Origin of the sequence: Actinoplanes missouriensis 431 (genome assembly GCF_000284295.1) — a bacterium.
GTDB lineage: Bacteria > Actinomycetota > Actinomycetes > Mycobacteriales > Micromonosporaceae > Actinoplanes > Actinoplanes missouriensis.
In genome coordinates this window covers 2,395,642-2,412,950 of sequence record NC_017093.1, presented here as the reverse complement: position 1 = coordinate 2,412,950, position 17,309 = coordinate 2,395,642, and the positions used below count along the sequence as shown (strand labels likewise).

Here is a 17,309-nt window from a genome sequence, read left to right as displayed (position 1 = left end):
AACGGATGGTGTAGTCATGCCTAATGGATCTGCACCACCTGCGCCTGCTGCGCGAGCTCGGTGACCGCGGCAGCGTGGCCGCCGTCGCCGAGGCCCTGCACATCACTCCGTCAGCGGTGTCCCAGCAGCTCAAGGTCCTGCAGCGATCCGCGCGGGTGCCGCTGACCGAACGCCGCGGCCGCCGCCTCGTGCTGACCGGCGCGGGGCGGGCCCTCGCCACCGCGGCCGTGGAGATCTGGAGCGCGCTGGATCGGGCCGACCGGGTCGTGGACGCGTACCTGGAGGATCCGGCCGTGCCGGTGAGCGTCGCGGCGTTCCACAGCGCGGCCCTCGCCTGGTTCCCCGCGCTGATCGCCGCGGACCTGAACGTCCGCTGCTCGGACGAGGACGTCGCGCACGCCGACTTCCCGGCGCTGGTGGCCGATTACGACCTGGTGATCGCGCACCGGCTGCCGTCCAGCCCGCCCTGGCCGGCCGACCGGGTGACGGTGGTGCCGCTGGTCCACGAGCCGCTGTACGTGGCGCTGCCGGCCGCCCATCCGCTCGCCGGCCGGCCCCGCGTGACCGCTGCCGACGTGGGCGGCGAACCGTGGATCAGCGTGCACGACGGCTTCCCGCTGCACGGTGTGCTCACCGCGATCGCGGCGCTGGCCGGTCGGCCGCTGACCATCGTGCACCGGATCAACGAGTTCACCGTGGCCGCCGCGATGGTCGCGGCCGGCGCCGGGCTGGCGCTGCTGCCCGGATACACCAGCGTGCCCGATCCGCGGCTGGTGCTGCGCCCGCTCGCGGACCTGCGGGCGGGCCGGGACATCGACGTGCTGACCAGGCCGGAGACGCTGCACCGGGTGCCGGTCCGGGCCGTCCTCGGAAAGCTGAGGACTTTGTCCTCTGCTCCGCGGGACCCGGACCGCACGACGATGAGGGAGACCGCAGAGGAGGAGTCATGCGAACCCCGACCATCGTCGTCGGCACGGACGGCGCCGCTTCCGGCAACGAAGCGGTCCGGTGGGCCGCCCGGGAAGCCGTCCGCCGCGACCTGACACTGCAGGTCGTCCACGTCCTCGACTGGGACGGCGGCACCTCGGCCCTGGCCGAGTTCGCCGGGAACAACTTCGCGCTGGCCCGCGAGCTCGCCGACATCGTGGCCGCCGCCGGAGTCGCCACCGCGCACGACGCCGCCCCGGAGGTCGAGGCCGAGCCGCTCACGCTCGTCGGGCGTCCGGCCGCCCGACTGCTCGCCGCCGCCGAGCGCGCCGAACTGCTGGTGGTCGGCACCCACCGCCGCAACCGGCTCGCCGGTTTGATCTTCGGCTCGGTCAGCCGCCGGGTGGCGCGGCACGCCCCCTGCCCGGTGCGGGTCGTCGAAGGATCCCCGAACGGGGACAGCGTCGTTACGAGGCGGTCAATTCGCGGCGGGACGTGACGCCGAGCTTCGCGAAGATCTTGCGCAGGTGCCACTCGACCGTTCGCGGGCTCAGGAACAGGGCCGACCCGATCTCCGGGTTCGTCCGGCCGGCCGCGGCCAGCCGCGCGATCTGGGTCTCCTGGGCGGTCAGTTCCTCGCGTACCCCGGCAATCCGCCGGCGCACCGTCTCACCCGTCGCCAGAAGCTCCCGGCCGGCGCGGTCGGCGAAGCCGTCCGCGCCGATGGCCGTCAATGTCTCATGCGCCGCGCGCAGCTGGTCGCGCGCGTCGCCGCGCCGGTTCTCACGCCGCAGCCATTCGCCGTAGAGCAGCCGCGCCCGAGCCTCCTGCACGGTGAGGCGGGTCGCGGCGAGCGCGTCCACGGCGTCCCGGTAGTGCTGTTCGGAACCGGACGTGAGCGCGTCCGCCAAGGCCTGGGTGCCACGCGCCCACGGCGTGCTGACCGCCCCCGTGCGCGCGGCGAGCCGGTCCCTGGCCTGCGCGGCAAGACCTTCTTCCCCGGTACGGGCCGCCGCCTCCACCATCTCGAGCAGCGCCCACTGCGTGACGGCGAAGTCGTCGAACTCGGTCGCCACCCGTGCCGCCGCGAGCGCCTCCGGATAGTTACCCAGCCCGTTGTGCAGCACCGCCCGGCTGTACTCGGCGACCCCGAGCAGCCACCCGGCGCCCCCGGCCCGGGCATCCGCGGTGAGCGCGCCGATCAGCTCGAGAGCCGGCTCGGCGCGACCCCGATGCGCCGCCAGGATCACCGCGGTGGCCGGATGCGGTGACGGCCCGGTGGCCTGCGCGAGCGCGCCCGCCTCATCGAGCAGCCCGGCCGCGTCGGCGAACCGGCCGGCGTAGGTGAGCGCGGTCGCCCGGAAGGTCAGCGCGGTGGGCAGCAGCGACAAGGTTCCCTCGGCCCGCGCCCGGCTGATCGCCCGCTCGGTCCGGTCCAGGAACGCGGCGTCGTCCCAGATCTCGTTGACCACCATGCCGGTGAGCCAGAGCAGGTCGAGGTCGCGGTCCTCCCCGATGGCGCCGGCGGCCCGGATCAGCAGCGGCGCGGCTTCGGCGATGCCGTCACGATGCCAGGTGATCAGGCCGCTGAGCAGCCGGCCGGCCGGTTCGTCGCCGGCCGGAACACCTGTCGCCGCCGCGACCGCTCGAGGCAGTGCGTCCCCGCCGAGCCGGCCGGCGTTGACGGCCGCACCGATCGCGGTCAGGTAGGTCTCCCGGGCCGCGGCCGGATCCCATGCGGTCAGCCGCGCGGCGGCGTCGAGCAGCGGCGGGATCGCGGCGCTGCCGGTGTGCTGGGCGAACGCGACACGGGCCCGCAGCCGTTCGGCCGTGGCCTGCTGCATCGGGTCGAGCGGCCCCAGTTCGGCGGCGGCGAGCAGCGCGCCCACCTGGGCGAAGGCCCCGGACGCGAATCGGGCCTGCGCGGCGGCGAGGGTACGGGCGGACCGCGCCACCGGATCGAGGGTGAGCTGCGCGGCCCGTTCCAGGAAGGACGCCGCCGCGGCCCGGCCACCGCGCGCGAGAGCCCGGCTCGCGGAGCGTTCCAGCTCGGCGGCGACATCCGCGTCCGGGCCGGCGGTGGCGTGCGCCCGATGCCATGCGTGCCGATCCGGTTCCTGATCAGCGTCGGTCACGTCGGCGAGAGCCTGGTGCACGGCCCGCAGGTCGGCCGGATCGGCGGCCCGCCAGGCGGCCGAGCGCACCAGCGGGTGCCGGAACCGGGCCCGCGCACCGAGTTCGATCAGCCCGGCCGCCTCGGCGGGTTCGGCCGCACCGGGCCCGACACCGAGCCGGTCGAGCGCGCGCCAGAGCAGCACCACGTTGCCGACCGGCTCGACCGCGGCGGTCAGCAGCAGCCGCCGGGTGTCGTCCGGCAGCGCGGCGATCCGGCGTCCGAAGCTTTTCTCCACCCGGGACACCAGCGACGAGGAGGAGCCGCCGAACCCGAACGTCAGCTCTGCGGCGGACAACTCGCGAGGCAGTTCCAGCAGGGCCAGCGGGTTGCCCCGGGTCTCCGCGATGATCCGGTCACGCACCTGGGTGTCGACGAGACCGGGCAGCACCGCGTCGAGCAGCGCCCGGGCGTCCGCGTCGGGCAGCCCGTCGACCTGCAGCTCCGGCAATCCGGTGAACAGCTGCCCGTCGGCCGGGCGGGCCGCGAGGACCAGCGCGACCGACTCGGCGTCGAGCCGGCGGGCCACGAACGTGAGGATCACCTCGGACATCCGGTCCAGCCACTGCGCGTCGTCGACCACCACGACCAGCGGACGCTCGGACGCCGCCTCGGCGAGGAGGCCGAGCACCGCGAGCCCGACGATCAGGGCCTCCGGCGGCTGGCCGGCGCTGAGCCCGAACGCGGTGGCGAGCGCCGCGCGCTGCGGTTCCGGCAGCCGGTCGAGGTGCTCCAGCAGCGGGGCACAGAGTTGCTGGAGCGCCGAGTAGGCCAGCTCCGTCTCCGGCTCGACCCCGGCGGCCCGAACGACCCGACCGGCCGACGGCCGCCCGGCCAGGTAGTCCAGCAGCGCGGTCTTGCCCGCGCCGGCCTCACCGCGGAGCACCAGCACGCGGCTGTGTCCGGCTCGTACGTCCCGCAGCAACCGGTCGAGCGTCTCCCGCTCCCGGCGCCGCCCCCGCAGCTCGTTTTCCGCGTGCACGTGGTCGGAGGTTACACGGGCTGTCCCTCGGTCAGGCGACCGTCCGCGAGCCGCAGCCAGCGGCTCACCCCGATTTCCGCGAGGAACCGGTCGTCATGGCTGACCACCACGAAGGCCCCCTGGTACGCCGTGAGCGCCGCCTCCAGCTGACCGACGCTGACCAGGTCGAGGTTGTTGGTCGGCTCGTCGAGCAGCAGCAACTGCGGCGCCGGTTCGGCGTAGAGGATGCAGGCCAGCGTGGCTCGCAGCCGCTCGCCGCCGGAGAGCACCCGGACCGGCAGGTGGGCGCGGGCGCCCCGGAACAGGAAACGGGCCAGCAGGTTCATCCGTTCCGCGTCGGGCAGGTTCGGCGCGAACGCCGCGAGATTCGCAGCGATCGTCCGGTCCTCGTCGAGCAGGTCGAGCCGCTGCGACAGGTACGCGGTCCGCGGACCGTCCTTGATCAGGCGCAGCAGCGTCGACTTGCCGGCGCCGTTCGGGCCGGTCAGCGCGATCCGCTCCGGCCCGCGGATGTGCAGGTCGACGTCGGAGAAGATGGTCCGGCCCCGGTAGGAAGCCTGCAACCGCTCGCCGGAGAAGATCGTGCGCCCGACCGGCAGGTTCGTCCCCGGCAGCTCGATCGCGATCCGGTCGTCCTGCCGGGCGGCGCGACCGGCCGCGTCGGCACGGGCCTGCGCCTCGGCGACCCGGGACGCGTGCACGTCGTTGGTCTTGGCCGCGGAGACCTGCGCGTCGCGTTTGAGCCCACCGGCGACGATCCGGGCGAGGCCGGCGTCGGCGAGGTTGCGGGACGCCGTGGAGGCCCGCTTGGCGGCACGCTCCCGAGCCTGCTGCATCTCGCGTTTCTGCCGCTTGAGGTCCTGCTCGGCGTTGCGGACCTGCCGTTCGGCGACCTCGCGTCCGGCGTCCAGCGCCTGCTCGTACTCGCTGTACGTCCCGCCGTACCAGCGGATCTCCCCGGCGTCGAGAGCGGCGATCCGGTCCACCTCGTCGAGCAGCGCCCGGTCGTGGCTGACCAGCAGCAGGCAGCCGCCCCACGAGCGCAGCACCGCGGTGAGCCGGTCCCGTGCCTCGGAGTCCAGGTTGTTGGTCGGCTCGTCGAGCAGCAGCACGTCGGGCCGTTTCAGCAGCTGGGCGGCGAGACCGAGGGAGACCACCTGGCCGCCGCTGAGGGTGCCGAGCCGCCGGTCCAGCGCGACGTCACCGAGGCCGAGCCGGTCGAGCTCGGCCCGGCTGCGTTCCTCGATGTCCCAGTCGTTGCCGATGGTGGTGAAGTGTTCCTCGCTCGCGTCGCCGCCCTCGATGGCGTGCAGCGCGGCCAGGATCCGGTCCGCGCCGAGCACCTGGGCGACGGTCTGGTCACCCGCGAACGGCAGGTGCTGCGGCAGATAGCCGAGTACGCCACGAACCGAGACGCTGCCGGCTGCCGGGCGCAGTTGCCCGGCGATCAGCTTGAGCAGCGTGGACTTGCCGGCGCCGTTAGCGGCCACCAGGCCGGTACGCCCGCCGGGCACGGAGAAGGACAGATCCTGGAAGACCGGGGTGTCGTCCGGCCAGGAAAAGGACAGGTGGGAGCACACGACGAATGCGTCAGACATGGAAAGGCCCTCGGAAAGAGATCAGGTGATGGGTACGACAAAGGGGGCCGCGCGCACTCGGCGGCCGCGTCGGGTCATCTACCCGGAGATGTCGAGGTCACCTTCCATGCCATCCACCTTAGCGCCGTCCCGACGTTTCCTCGGCGGCCAGCGCGTCGAAGAACTTCAGCCAGATCTCACTGCGGGTCGGGAACGCCGGAACCGCGTGCCGCAACCGCCGGATCGGCACCTCACCGACGATCGCGATGGTGGCCGCCTGCAGGAAGTCCGCCACGTCCGCCCCGGTGATCGTCACCCCGGCCAGCACGTCCCGATCCACGTCGATCACGAATCGGGCGGTCCCGCCGATGCCACCCGCGAACGCCCCGCCCGCGTTGCCGTCCGTCGGCACGTCGATCACCCGCGTCCGGTGCGAGGTCGCCGTCGAGGGGACCCCCACCGCCGCCACCTGCGGTTCCGTGAAGATCACGCGCGGTGCGCCGGGACCGTCGGCGAGATGGTCGACGGCCAGATCGTCACCGAGGACGTCGGAGGCGGCGATCCGCGCCTGATATTTCGCCATGTGGGTGAAGAGCGCCCGCCCGTTCAGGTCGCCGATCGCGTAGAGCCAGTCCGCCCCCGGCACCCGCATCCGCTCGTCCACACCGATCGCGCCCCGCGCGGCGATCCCGAGCTCCTCCAGCCCCAGGCCGGCGCTCTGCGGGGTCCGGCCGGCCGCGACCAGGACCTCACTCGCGCTCACCGTCGCGCCATCGCTGAGCGTGACGATCACTTCCTTCCCGGTACGGCTGACCGCTACCGCCCGCACCCCCGCCCGCACGTCCGCACCCTGATCCCGCAGAGACGCGCTGACCTGCTCGCCGGCGAAAACCTCCTCGCGCGGCAGCACCCGCCCGATCAGCGTCACCCGGGAGCCGAGTGACGTGTAGGCCTGCGCCATCTCCACGCCCACCACGCCCGCCCCGATGATGACCAGCGACTCCGGGATCTCCTGCGCGGTGACCGCTTCCCGGTTGGTCCACGGTTTCGCCTCGGCGAGCCCGTCGATCGCCGGCAGCGCGGCCCGCGTGCCGCCGGCCAGGATCACCGCCCGCCGAGCCTCCAGGACCTCCTCCCCCGCGCCGTCGTGCGAGGCGCCGGCCGGCGGGGTGACCGCGACGGCCGACTGGGTGACCGCGACGGCCGACTGGGTGACCGCGACGGCTGGCGGGGTGACCGCGCCGGCTGGCGGGGTGACCGCGACGCGGCGCTCGCCGATCAGGCGGCCGTGGCCCCGGACCAGCTCGATGCCGCGCTCCTCCAGCCAGGGCACCTGGCCCGCGTCGTCGAGATGCCCGATCAGCTCGTCGCGGTAGGCGAGGACCGCCGGGACGTCCAGTCTCGCGCCCACCACGCCGGGCGTACGGTTCGCCTGTGCAGCGAGCTCACCGGGCCGGAGCAGGGCCTTGGACGGGATGCAGGCGTAGAACGAGCACTCCCCGCCCACCTTGTCCGCCTCCACGATCGCCACGTTGAGACCGGCCTGGGCCAGGTATCCGGCCGCGACCTCGCCGCCCGGCCCCGCACCGATCACCACCACATCGAAAGTTCGCATGGCCCCCATCGTTCCTCCTGCCGACATCCCGGTGCGCTCCTGCGGTCGATCAGGCGCCGAGACCGGCGGCCTTCGCCATGTAGGCGGCGTACCACGCCGGCCAGTTCTCGTCGACCTTGCCACCGAGATCCTCGGCCTCGTGCTTACCGTGCGCGGCCGCGGCGTCCCGCAGGGCCTGCTCGACCTCGGCGACCGAGCCGTAGACCACGTGATTGATCCGGCCCGCCCTGCGAACGGTGACCTCCTGCAGGACGAACTCGTTGCCGTCCGGGTCGCGCAACGCCAGGAACGAGCCGTAGGACTGCCGGTCCGGGTGCGGGCCGGCGACCCGCGCCGTGGCGCCGGCGTGGTGGAACACCCCACCCGCGTCGTGGAAGATCTCGCTGACCTCGACGCCCTTGGCGATCAGGTCCTTGCGGGCCGCCTCGATGTCGTCGACGACCAGGTGCACGCCTTTCGACGAGCCGGGCGCCTCGTCGGTGATCCCCGACCCGATGATGATCGAGGCGGACGAGCCGGGCGGGGTGAAGTGCACGACCCGGAAGCCCTCCGGACCGGCGAAGTCCACATCCTCCCGGAAGCCGAGCCGGCCGTAGAACTCCTTGGCCCGGTCGACGTCCGACACCGGCAGCACCACGATCTCGAGCTTGTAGTCCACCATCGCCCTGTTCCTCTCACTGTCCCGATGCCCGGCGGCATCTGTCCTAGAGACTGGCTCGCCGGGCACCGGTCTCGCCCCAGGGTGACCCCCTGGCCGACCCACGTGCCTCCGGCTCCCAGGCCACGTGCACCGCTCGCCTCAGGCGATCTGCACCCCCTCGGCGAAGCGGATCGCCTCGGCGCGGGTCAGCGGCAGCTGCTCGGGATCCCAGCTGATCGCCAGCACCTTGCCACCGCCCCGATCGATCTCGAGCCGGCCGCCCTCCGGATAGAACGCCGCCGGCCGCCCGCCGACCGTCAGCAGCTCGGGACCGGCCTCCTCGGTCGGCTCGAACGGCTCCTCGACGACGTCGGCGCAGAGCCCGGTGGGCTGCCGCTCCGCGGCCACCGTCTCCGGTGTCGCCACGCACAGGCTCGCCCCGCCCTGACTCACCCCACCCTGATCCGGCACGGCGCTCTGGTGCTGCAGGGTCAGCCCGGGCGGCACCACCGCGAGCGTCACCGGTGCCGGACCGGCCGGCACGCTGCCCGCGCCGAGATGGCGGGCGAATTTCAGCACCTCCTGCTCGTCACGCTCGCCCCAGCTGAGCACCTGCGCCCAGTCGCCGTCGGCCGTCCGCCAGCGCACCCCGACGAACTGCTCCCCCGCCTGCGAGCCGTCGTAGATCGAGGCGGTCCGCACGGTCGCCTCCCGCCCGCCGACGTCGGCGTCGTGGTCCTCCTCGCCCTCGGTCTCCCACGAGGGCACGATCGGGCCGATCTCCGCCTCCAGGATCGACGAGCCCCGCTCGTAGTGCAGCAGCACGTTCGCGCCCATCACCGTCACGGACGGCTCGCCGACACCGGGCGGCAGCCAGCCCGGCTTGCGCGGGAAGGCCGGCTCGGGCCACGACGGCCAGGCCCAGTCGACAGCCGGCGAACCAGTGGGCGCGGTCGGCGCGGTGGCCGGCGGGGTGGGCATGGCGCGGTCGGCACGGTTCGCCAGGATCACCGGCACGGACGCGACGGCGGTGAGCGCCACGGCCGCCGCCCCACCGGCCAGCGCCACCCGGCGACGCCGGTCCCGGCGCACACCGGCGCTCACGTTGTGCCACAGGTCGGGCTGGGGCACGGTCTCCGCGGCGTGGTCGCGCAGCGTGACCCTCAGGTCGTCCTCCAGGCTCATGACGGTGCTCCCTCCTTCTTCTCGGTGGCCGGACCGGCTCTCTCGGCGGTCAGCTCGGCTCGCAGCCTCGCCAGGCCACGCCCGGCGTGGACCCGGACCGTGACCGGCGAACAGCGCAACACCTCGGCGATCTGCTTGTCGTCGAGGTCCTCGTAGTAGCGCAGCACCAGAACCGCCCGCTGGGTCCGGCTCAGCAGGCCGAGCCGCGTCCACAGGTCGTCGCGCAGCGCCTGCTCGGCGGCGAGATCGCCGGGGATCGGTCTCTCCTCGGCGACCGCGCCGGGTCGCTCCCGGTTGGACATCTGCCGCAGCCAGCTCACGTGGGACCGCACCAGGGCGGTGCGCAGATAGCGATCGGGCTGGTCCGCCTCGATGCGGGACCATCTCCGGTACGCCTTGACCAGCACCTCCTGCACGAGATCCTCGCCGTGATGCCGGTCGCCGCAGAGCAGATAGGCGAACCGGCGCAACGCGTCGCCACGTGCCGTCACGAATTCCTCGAAGCCGCTTCGCATGAATTCCCCCTCACCATGAAAGACGCGGCGAGCGACCGGACATGTTTACAAGTCACAGTCGGAGGAGTAGGAAAGGCAGGCTCAAGATCCCGTACGGGGGAACCATGTCTTTGATCCTCTGCGAGAGTCTGGTCCGGATCTATCAGACCGGCTCGATCGAGGTGCAGGCCTTACAAGGTCTCGATCTGTCGGTCGACGCCGGCGAGATGATCGCCGTGGTCGGCGCGTCCGGCTCCGGCAAGTCCACGCTGCTCTCCATCCTCGCCGGCATCGACGCGCCGACCGCCGGCCGGGCGCACGTCGACGAGTGGGATCTGCTGGCGATGTCCCGCGCCGACCGGGTGCGCTATCGACGGCAGACGGTCGGGTTCGTCCGGCAGCAGACGGCGAGCAACCTGGTCCCGTACCTGTCGGCTCGTCAGGTGATCGACCTTCCGATGGCCGCCGCCGGAACGCCGAAGCGGGCCCGGCGCGAACGCGCCGGTGAACTGCTGGAGACGCTGGGTATCACCGACTGCGCGGACCGGCGTCCGGCGCAGATGTCCGGCGGGCAGCAGCAGCGGGTGGCCATCGCGGTGGCGCTCGCCAACCGGCCGCGGGTGCTGCTCGCCGACGAGCCGACCGGCGAACTGGACACCACCACCTCGGCTCAGGTCTTCGAGGCGTTGCGGCAGGTCAACCGCGAGCTCGGCGTCACCGTCGTGGTGGTCACCCACGATCCGGCGGTGAGCGGGCAGGTGGAGCGGACGGTCGCGATCCGGGACGGCCGGACCAGCTCCGAGGTGCTGCGGCGCACCGCCACCGCGGAGAACGGCGACACGCACGTGATCGCCGAGGAGTACGCGGTGATGGACCGGGCCGGCCGCGTGCAGATCCCCCGTGAGTACCGCGAGGCCCTGGCCCTGACCAAACGCGTCCGCCTCGCTCTCGAGGCCGACCACATCACGATGTCACCGGCAGAAAAAGATGCTTAGAGTACGGAACATCGACCGCACCTTCGGCTCCGGAGCGACTGCGGTCCACGCCCTCAAGGACGTCTCGTTCGACGTCGAGCCCGGCACCATGGCCGCCCTCGTCGGCCGCTCGGGTTCCGGCAAGACCACCCTGCTCAACGTGATCGGCGGCCTGGACCGCCCGGACGCCGGCCAGGTGCACGTGGACGGCACCGAGGTGACGGCGCTCGACGAGGACGGCCTGTCGCTGCTGCGCCGGGAGAAGGTCTCCTACGTGTTCCAGACGTTCGGCCTGATCCCGGTGCTCTCCGCCGCCGAGAACGTGGGCGCGCCGCTGCGGCTGGCCCGCACCCCGGCCGCCGAGCGGGAGAAACGCGTGGCCCTGCTGCTCGACCTGGTCGGGCTCGGTGACCACGCCGGGCAGCGGCCCGGCGAGCTCTCCGGCGGCCAGCAGCAGCGGGTCGCGATCGCCCGTGCGCTGGCCGGCTCGCCGCGGCTGCTCATCGCCGACGAGCCGACCGGCCAGCTCGACGCGGAGACCGGCCGGTCGGTGATGGCGCTGCTGCGCGGCGTCGTGGAGTCCGAGGGCGTCACCGCGCTGGTCTCCACGCACGATCCGGTCATGATGGCGCTCGCCGACCGGGTGATCCGGATCAACGACGGGCGGATCGTGGAGTGCTGACCCTGCTGACCCGGCGTGCGCGGGCGCAGTGGCAGCTCCTCGCCACCCTGGTCGCCGTCGTGACGCTCGGCGCCACCCTGCTCGGGACCTGCGCGCTGCTCGTCACCCGGACCGCCGACCGGGCGCTGGAGGTGGCCGCTTCCGGGACTTCTGCTGCGGACGCCGCCGTGACCGCGTACACCGTGACCATCGCCGACGAGGACGCGGCCGAGGTCGCGGCGGACACGCGGGCGCTGCTCACCGAGTCGCTCGCGCCGTTCCCGATCCGCACCACGGGCCGCGCCTCCAGCGTCCTGCGATCCCTGCCGCAGGGCGCCGGATACCTCTCCGCCGTCGAGGACCTGCCGTCCACCGCCGAGCTCAGCTCCGGGCGCTGGCCGGCCGCACCGGGCGAGGCCGCGGTGCTGGAGACCACCGCGCGCCAGCTCGGCCTTCAACCAGGGACCCGGGTACGCCTCGGTGCCGAACTGGGCCGTGCCCCCGCCCCGCCGACCGCCGTCACGGTGGTCGGGATCGTGCGACCGCTCGCCGGATCGGGCTGGGACCGTGACCCGCTCGGTGGCGCCGGCTTCAACCTCGCCTACCGGGACGCCAGCTCGCTGCGCGACTCCCGGGCGTTCGGTCCGTTCCTGGTCGGCTGGGACGAGCTGCTCACCGGCGGTTCCGCCCTGGACCGGCTGGAGATCACCGCGTACCCGGACCTGTCCGCTCCGCGCCTGGCCGACCTCGACGCGGTCACCTCGACCGTGCTCGGCGCGGATCGCCGGCTGGCCCGCGACCTCGGCGATCGGGTGCAGATCGAACGGATCGCCTCCCGGCTGCCGTCGGTGCTGGCCGCGGCCCGCCACCAGCAACAGGTCACGAACGCCGCGGTGCTGTCCGTGGCGGTGCTCGGCGGACTGCTCACCGCTGTCGCCCTCGCCCTGGCCGGCCGGCTCACCACCGATCTGCGCTCCGGCGAGAGCGCCCTGCTGTCGTCGTTCGGCGCCGGGCGGGGGCAGCTGGCCCGGCTCGCCGCGGTCGAGGGCGCCGCGCTGGCGCTGCTCGCCGCCGCGATCGCGATCCCGGCGTCGTCGCTGCTGCACGCGGCGCTGACCCACCTGCCGCCGCTCTCCGGCGCGGGCCTGGCGTCCGCGCCGATGGGCACCGCTGCTCAGGTTCTCGCGGTGGCCCTCGGCGCGGTGGTGCTCGCCGTGATGATGGTGGTCGCCGGTCTGCGGCCCGCGCCGGCGACCGCCGAACGCACCCGCCGTGACCTGCTGGCCCGGTCCGGCGCTGACCTGCTGCTCGTCGCGCTCGGGGTGGCGGGCTGGTGGCAGCTGCGCGCCCAGCCGGCCGGCGACTCCGCCGGTCCGGACGCCGTGCGGGTCCTCGCGCCCACGTTGCTGCTGGTCGCGGGCGCGGCCCTGGCGCTGCGCCTGGCCCCGCCCGCGCTGGCGCTCGCCGACCGGGCGGCCCGCCGGGCGAACAGCCTGCCGCTGCCCCTCGCCGCGTTCGAGGCGGCGCGCCGGCCGCAGGCCACCGCCGCGGGCCTGCTGGTCACCCTGGCCTGCGCGGCCGGCACCTTCGGCGTCGCGCTCGACGCCACCTGGGAACGCTCGCAGCGGGATCAGGCCACGCTCGCCGTCGGCACCGACCTGTCGCTGACGCTCGGCCGTCCACCGGCCGCCGGTGAGGGCGCCACGGTCGCCGGCGCCACCGGCGGAACCGTCAGCCCGGCCACCGACCGGGGCGTCGCCGTCGGTCAGTGGCTGGGTGGCAGCGGCGACGCGCCCCGGCTGGTCGCGGTCGACACCGCCCGGGCCGGCGCGCTGCTGCGCGGACGCCTGGACGACGGCCGGACCTGGGCCGATGTGGGCGCCCGGATCGCCGCACCGGCGCCCGCCGCGGGCCTGCCGGTCACCGGCACGCTCACCCTGACCGGCACGGCGACCGGCGGCGCCCGGCTCACCGTGACGCCGGAACTGCTCTTCGAGGACGCGACCGGCCTGCGGACCACGTGCGCCGGCGGCGAGTCCCCGCTGGACGGCAGGCCGCACCGGCTGGTCGCGTGCGTTCCACCTCCGGGGGTACGCGTGGTCGCGGTCGCCCTGCCGGTCACCGGCGACTCGATCACCTGGGACGCGACGACCACCAGCGACATCGCCGTGACCCTGGCGATCCCCGGAACCGAGCGGGCCGCCGCCTGGACCGCCACCTCCGCGGCGCCCTCACCGGAGCAGCTCACCGGCCCGGCCGTCGCCTCCACCGGCACCGGGCTCACCCTGACCGGGACCGTCCTGCTCGGCGGTCCGCCGGAAGCCGCCCGCAAGCTCGTGGCCACCGCGTTCGCTGATCCCGGACCGGTGCCGGTCGCGGTCTCGGCCGGCTTCGCCGGCGATTTGGGGGTACGGCCGGGCGGCCGCCTCGACCTCACCATCGGCCTCTCCGCCGTGCCCGTGACGATCGCCGACGTGGTGCCCGCCGTGCCGTCCGCCCCCGGTGGCGCGGCGATGCTCGCCGACCTGGACACCCTGTCCCGTGCCCTCGCCGTCCGCGGCGACTTCGCGTCACCGGTGGACGCCTGGTGGGTCGGCGACCCGGTCCGCACCGACCTGAGCAGCCTGCACCTCGGCGAGGTCGTCACCCGGGCCGGTGAGACCGCGCGGCTCACCGGCGGCCCGGTGCCGGCCGGGTTCCCGGCGGTGCTTCGGCTGCTCGTCCCCGCCGCCGCGTTGCTGCTGCTCGCCGGGGTGATCCTGCACGTCACGTGCGACCTGCAGAACCGCGCTCTCGAGGTCGCCCGGCTGCGCGGGCTCGGGATGACCCGGCGGGAGATCCGGCGGACGCTCGTCGGCCAGCACGCGGTGGTGCTGCTGCCACTGTGGGCGGCCGGCGGGGTCGTCGGCGCGCTCGCCACGTGGATCGTGGCGCCGCTGCTGGTCCGGTCGGAGAGCGGTGCTTCCCCCGTACCCGATGTGGTTGCGGTCTGGCCCTGGCCGGCGCAAGCCGGTCTCCTCCTCGCGTTGCTGGCCGCGTGCCTGCTCGCCGTGACCGCCGTGGTCCTCGTGCAGTCCCGCCGCGCCGACGCCGCCCACCTGCGAGTCGCCTCATGAAGCTGCCCCTTCCGCACTGGCCCAGCGTCCGCGGGCGGGCCCGCGCGGACGCCGTTCCGCTGCTGCTCACCGCCGTCGTCGTCACGGTCGTCGCCGCGCTGTCCAGCGCCGTGCCGGTGCTGCTGCGGTCCACCGCCGACGAGGCCGTGCAGGACGCGGTACGCCGGGCCGGCAGCACCGCCGACGTCACCGCCACCGCCCGCTGGGAGGAGCCCGACGACGGGCAGAACGGCCGCATCCGGATGCCGCGCCTCGCCGACGACGTCACCGCCCTGCGCGAGCGAGCGCTCGGCGAGCTCGGGGCTGACCTGCGCGGCGCCCTCCTCCCGCCGGTCGCCGGCCTGATCAGCCCCACCCTGAAGATCACCGACGGCAGCGTGCTGCGGACCCTGCGGCTCGCCTACCTGTCCGCCGCCGACGGGCCCGCCGTCACCTGGACCGCAGGTCAGGCACCCGGCCCGACCGCCGAGGGCTTCGCCGAGATGCCGTACTTCGACGGTCCGCCCTGGACCGTCGGGATCGGCCTCTCCGAGACCGTCGCCGCCCAGCTCGGCGTCCGGCCCGGCGACCACATCCCGCTCGCCGACGAGTTCGGTGACAAGAAGGACGTGCTGGTCAGCGGCGTGTACCGGCCCGCCGACCCGGCCGACCCGGCGTGGCGCATCGCGCCCTGGCTGCTCGAGCCCCGGTCCGGCGCCGACGGGATCGGCAGCACCCGGTTCGGCGCACTGCTCTCCGCCGACTCGCTGCCCGACGCCCGGCTCGCGTTCAAGCCCGACGAGATGCGGCGCACGGTCTGGTTCAGCCCCGACCCCGACGTGCTGACCTGGCAGTCCGCCGAACGGATCACCGCCACCGCTGTCGCGCTCAAGGCCACCTCCGCGTCGTCCAGCGCGTTCGACGCCAGCTCGACGTGGAACACCCAGCTCGACGCGGTGCTGCGCGACGTCCGCGCTCAGATCGACGCCGCCACCGCGCAGGCGTCCGTGCTGCTCATCGCGGTGCTCACGGTCGCCGTCCTGGTGTTGCTGCTGGCCGCGGCCCTGCTCGTCCGGCGTCGTGCCGGCGCGCTGGCCGTGGCCCGGCAACGGGGCGCCGGGCTGCCGGTCCTGGCTCTCGAACTGGTCGTGGAATCGGCCGCTGTGACGGTCGTGGCGGCGGCTGCGGGCGTGGGCCTCGCCCGTACCCTCGTCTCGTCCTTCTGGGTCTCGCCGTGGGTCGTGCCGGTGATCGTCGCGGGAGTGCTGGCGGCGCCGGTGCTCGGGGTTGTCGCTGCTGGACGGGCTACGCGTGATCGGCGGGCGCCTGCCAACCGGAGCGCGCGGCGGCAGCTGGTGCGGACCGTTCAGTTGCGGCGGATCGCCGGGGAGCTGGCTGTGGTGGCGGTCGCGGCGGGTGCCTTCGCCGCACTTCATCAGCGTGGGGTGGCGCCGGGTGGGGCGGTGGCGCTTCCGGCGGCCGCGCCCGCGCTCGGGGTGCTGGTGGGTGCGCTGGTCCTGCTGCGGGTCATGCCGGCGGTGACCGGGGTGGTGCTGCGATGGGCGCTGCGGTCGCGGAGGCCGCTGGCGGTGTTCGGGGCGGCCCGGGCGGCGGATGGTGGTGGGCGGGCGTTGCCGCTGGTCGCTGTCGTGGGGGCGGCGGGGCTGGCGGTGTTCGGCGGGGTCGTCGCGGGGACCGTGGACGAAGGCTTACGGGACGGTTCGTGGCGGAGTGTGGGGGCGGATGCCCGGATCGATCTCGCGGTGGAGGGGGCTGCCAGAGATGTTGCCGGGAAGGTGGCGGGGCAGGACGGGGTTTCGCATGTCGCGGCGGGATGGGTCAGTGATGGGGTGCGGGTTGTCACCGATGAGGTGACCGCGGTGCCGCGGCTCGTGGCGGTGGATGCCGCGGCCTTCCGGGAATTGGTGGGGAATACGCCGCTTCCGGACGGGGCGTTGTTGGGACCGTTGGTGACGGCGGGTGTTCCGTCGCCGCAGCCGTCGTCTTCGTCGGGGCAGCCGTCGGCCTCCCCATCGCCGCAATCGTCGCGGACGCCCGGCGACATTTCGAATATTTCGTCTTTGCCGGTTCCGGCGTTGGTGCTGTCCGCTGACGGGAGCCTGCAACCCGGCATGAAGCTCCAGCTTCTGCGTGAGGACTTCCCCGCTGTGCCGCTGACCGCCGTCGGCCCCGCCCCCGCGATCGGCGGCGCGGCCGACGTGGTGGTGGTCGACGCCGGTGCGCTCGCCGCGGCGGGCATGCCCGCCGACCCGAACACGATCTGGCTGACCGGACCGGGCGCCGCACGAGCGGCCGCGTCCACCGGGATAGCCGCCGACGTGGTGACCCGCACCGACGTGCTTCGGGAACGCCGGGACGCACCCCTGGTGTCCGGCCTGCGGCACCTGGCGTGGGCTTCGACGGGGGTACTGCTCGCGCTCGGCGTTCTGGGCTTCGCCTTGAGCGCCGCGGCAACCGCCCCGGAGCGCTGGCAGACCCTCACCCGTCTGCGCACGATCGGTCTGCGCCCGCGCGACGCCCGCACGGTCGCCACCGCCGAGTTGCTCCCACTGGCGGTGCTCGCCGCGATCGCCGGTCCGGCGCTCGGGGTGCTGGTCGCGTGGGTGACGCTGGGTCCGCTGGCGCTGCGCTTGCTGACCGGGCAGTCAGCCGACCCGCTCCCGTCCCTGCCGTGGACCGTGCTGGGCGCGGTGGCGGGGGCGTTCGTGCTGGTGGCGCTCGTGATCCCGCCGGTGGAGTCCATGATCCGCCGTCGTCAGCGGTTGAGCGAGGTCCTCCGCGTCGGCACACCGTGAGTCCCGGCCGCGAGCCGGAGCGGGCGCAGGCAATCCGGGCGGTTTGACCTGCACGAACGACGGCTCGCGACCCTCAGCCGTAGCCGGCGCATCCTAAACGGCCGCACAACCTGCACGGACTACGGCTGGGTGGTGCCTGCCGTCGCTCACGGGACCACGACGGGGAACAG

12 protein-coding genes are annotated in these 17,309 nt (G+C 74.2%); 6 read left to right on the top strand and 6 right to left on the bottom strand.

The window, feature by feature from the left end; translation table 11 throughout:
* The first annotated feature begins 23 nt into the window (after positions 1-23).
* Positions 24-1,043, top strand: a complete 1,020-nt coding sequence (locus tag AMIS_RS11460; RefSeq protein WP_014442433.1) for a LysR family transcriptional regulator — start codon at positions 24-26, stop codon at positions 1,041-1,043.
* The gene (locus AMIS_RS11455; protein ID WP_014442432.1) at positions 947-1,426 is read left to right on the top strand and encodes a universal stress protein; all 480 of its coding nucleotides are present in this window, start codon (positions 947-949) and stop codon (positions 1,424-1,426) included. Before AMIS_RS11460 ends, AMIS_RS11455 begins: the two co-directional genes overlap by 97 nt.
* On the opposite strand, the gene AMIS_RS11450 is transcribed toward AMIS_RS11455, so the two are convergent.
* From AMIS_RS11450 to AMIS_RS11425, 6 genes are all read right to left on the bottom strand, one after another.
* Positions 1,395-4,082, bottom strand: a complete 2,688-nt coding sequence (locus AMIS_RS11450) for an ATP-binding protein (protein ID WP_014442431.1) — start codon at positions 4,080-4,082, stop codon at positions 1,395-1,397. The two genes, AMIS_RS11455 and AMIS_RS11450, sit on opposite strands and share 32 nt — an antisense overlap.
* 11 nt (positions 4,083-4,093) lie before the next feature.
* Complete coding sequence (locus AMIS_RS11445) at positions 4,094-5,680, bottom strand: ABC-F family ATP-binding cassette domain-containing protein (protein WP_014442430.1); 1,587 nt, start codon at positions 5,678-5,680, stop codon at positions 4,094-4,096.
* 118 nt (positions 5,681-5,798) lie between these two features.
* Entirely contained in the window at positions 5,799-7,274 is a 1,476-nt protein-coding gene (locus AMIS_RS11440) for a dihydrolipoyl dehydrogenase family protein (protein WP_014442429.1), read from the bottom strand.
* 49 nt (positions 7,275-7,323) lie between these two features.
* The gene (locus AMIS_RS11435) at positions 7,324-7,935 is read right to left on the bottom strand and encodes a VOC family protein (RefSeq protein WP_014442428.1); all 612 of its coding nucleotides are present in this window, start codon (positions 7,933-7,935) and stop codon (positions 7,324-7,326) included.
* Between the two features lie 138 nt (positions 7,936-8,073).
* The gene (locus tag AMIS_RS11430) at positions 8,074-9,099 is read right to left on the bottom strand and encodes a hypothetical protein (RefSeq protein WP_014442427.1); all 1,026 of its coding nucleotides are present in this window, start codon (positions 9,097-9,099) and stop codon (positions 8,074-8,076) included.
* A complete protein-coding gene (locus AMIS_RS11425) occupies positions 9,096-9,614 on the bottom strand; it encodes a SigE family RNA polymerase sigma factor (protein WP_014442426.1) in 519 nt (172 codons plus the stop codon). Before AMIS_RS11425 ends, AMIS_RS11430 begins: the two co-directional genes overlap by 4 nt.
* 104 nt (positions 9,615-9,718) lie before the next feature.
* Here AMIS_RS11425 and AMIS_RS11420 point away from each other — a divergent pair, with 104 nt between their 5' ends.
* Genes AMIS_RS11420 through AMIS_RS11405 form a run of 4 tightly spaced genes read left to right on the top strand, consistent with a single transcriptional unit; the run spans position 9,719 to position 17,139 of the window.
* Positions 9,719-10,588, top strand: coding sequence for an ABC transporter ATP-binding protein (locus AMIS_RS11420; protein ID WP_014442425.1), 870 nt, complete (start codon positions 9,719-9,721; stop codon positions 10,586-10,588).
* Positions 10,581-11,249, top strand: a complete 669-nt coding sequence (locus AMIS_RS11415; RefSeq protein ID WP_014442424.1) for an ABC transporter ATP-binding protein — start codon at positions 10,581-10,583, stop codon at positions 11,247-11,249. Before AMIS_RS11420 ends, AMIS_RS11415 begins: the two co-directional genes overlap by 8 nt.
* Positions 11,243-14,344 carry an FtsX-like permease family protein gene (locus AMIS_RS11410; RefSeq protein WP_014442423.1) on the top strand — a complete coding sequence of 1,034 codons (3,102 nt, stop codon included), beginning with the start codon at positions 11,243-11,245 and terminating at the stop codon, positions 14,342-14,344. The genes AMIS_RS11415 and AMIS_RS11410 overlap by 7 nt, the downstream gene beginning before the upstream one ends.
* Positions 14,341-17,139, top strand: coding sequence for an FtsX-like permease family protein (locus AMIS_RS11405; RefSeq protein WP_014442422.1), 2,799 nt, complete (start codon positions 14,341-14,343; stop codon positions 17,137-17,139). Before AMIS_RS11410 ends, AMIS_RS11405 begins: the two co-directional genes overlap by 4 nt.
* The last annotated feature ends 170 nt before the right edge of the window (positions 17,140-17,309 follow it).

What these genes read in the sequence shown, in the direction of transcription:
- AMIS_RS11420 (WP_014442425.1), top strand. Translation starts at nt 9,719, where the DNA reads ATGTCTTTGATCCTCTGCGAGAGTCTGGTCCGGATCTATCAGACCGGC.
- AMIS_RS11435 (WP_014442428.1), bottom strand. Translation starts at nt 7,935, where the DNA reads ATGGTGGACTACAAGCTCGAGATCGTGGTGCTGCCGGTGTCGGACGTC.
- AMIS_RS11425 (WP_014442426.1), bottom strand. Translation starts at nt 9,614, where the DNA reads ATGCGAAGCGGCTTCGAGGAATTCGTGACGGCACGTGGCGACGCGTTG.
- AMIS_RS11455 (WP_014442432.1), top strand. Translation starts at nt 947, where the DNA reads ATGCGAACCCCGACCATCGTCGTCGGCACGGACGGCGCCGCTTCCGGC.
- AMIS_RS11445 (WP_014442430.1), bottom strand. Translation starts at nt 5,680, where the DNA reads ATGTCTGACGCATTCGTCGTGTGCTCCCACCTGTCCTTTTCCTGGCCG.
- AMIS_RS11405 (WP_014442422.1), top strand. Translation starts at nt 14,341, where the DNA reads ATGAAGCTGCCCCTTCCGCACTGGCCCAGCGTCCGCGGGCGGGCCCGC.
- AMIS_RS11415 (WP_014442424.1), top strand. Translation starts at nt 10,581, where the DNA reads ATGCTTAGAGTACGGAACATCGACCGCACCTTCGGCTCCGGAGCGACT.
- AMIS_RS11430 (WP_014442427.1), bottom strand. Translation starts at nt 9,099, where the DNA reads ATGAGCCTGGAGGACGACCTGAGGGTCACGCTGCGCGACCACGCCGCG.
- AMIS_RS11460 (WP_014442433.1), top strand. Translation starts at nt 24, where the DNA reads ATGGATCTGCACCACCTGCGCCTGCTGCGCGAGCTCGGTGACCGCGGC.
- AMIS_RS11440 (WP_014442429.1), bottom strand. Translation starts at nt 7,274, where the DNA reads ATGCGAACTTTCGATGTGGTGGTGATCGGTGCGGGGCCGGGCGGCGAG.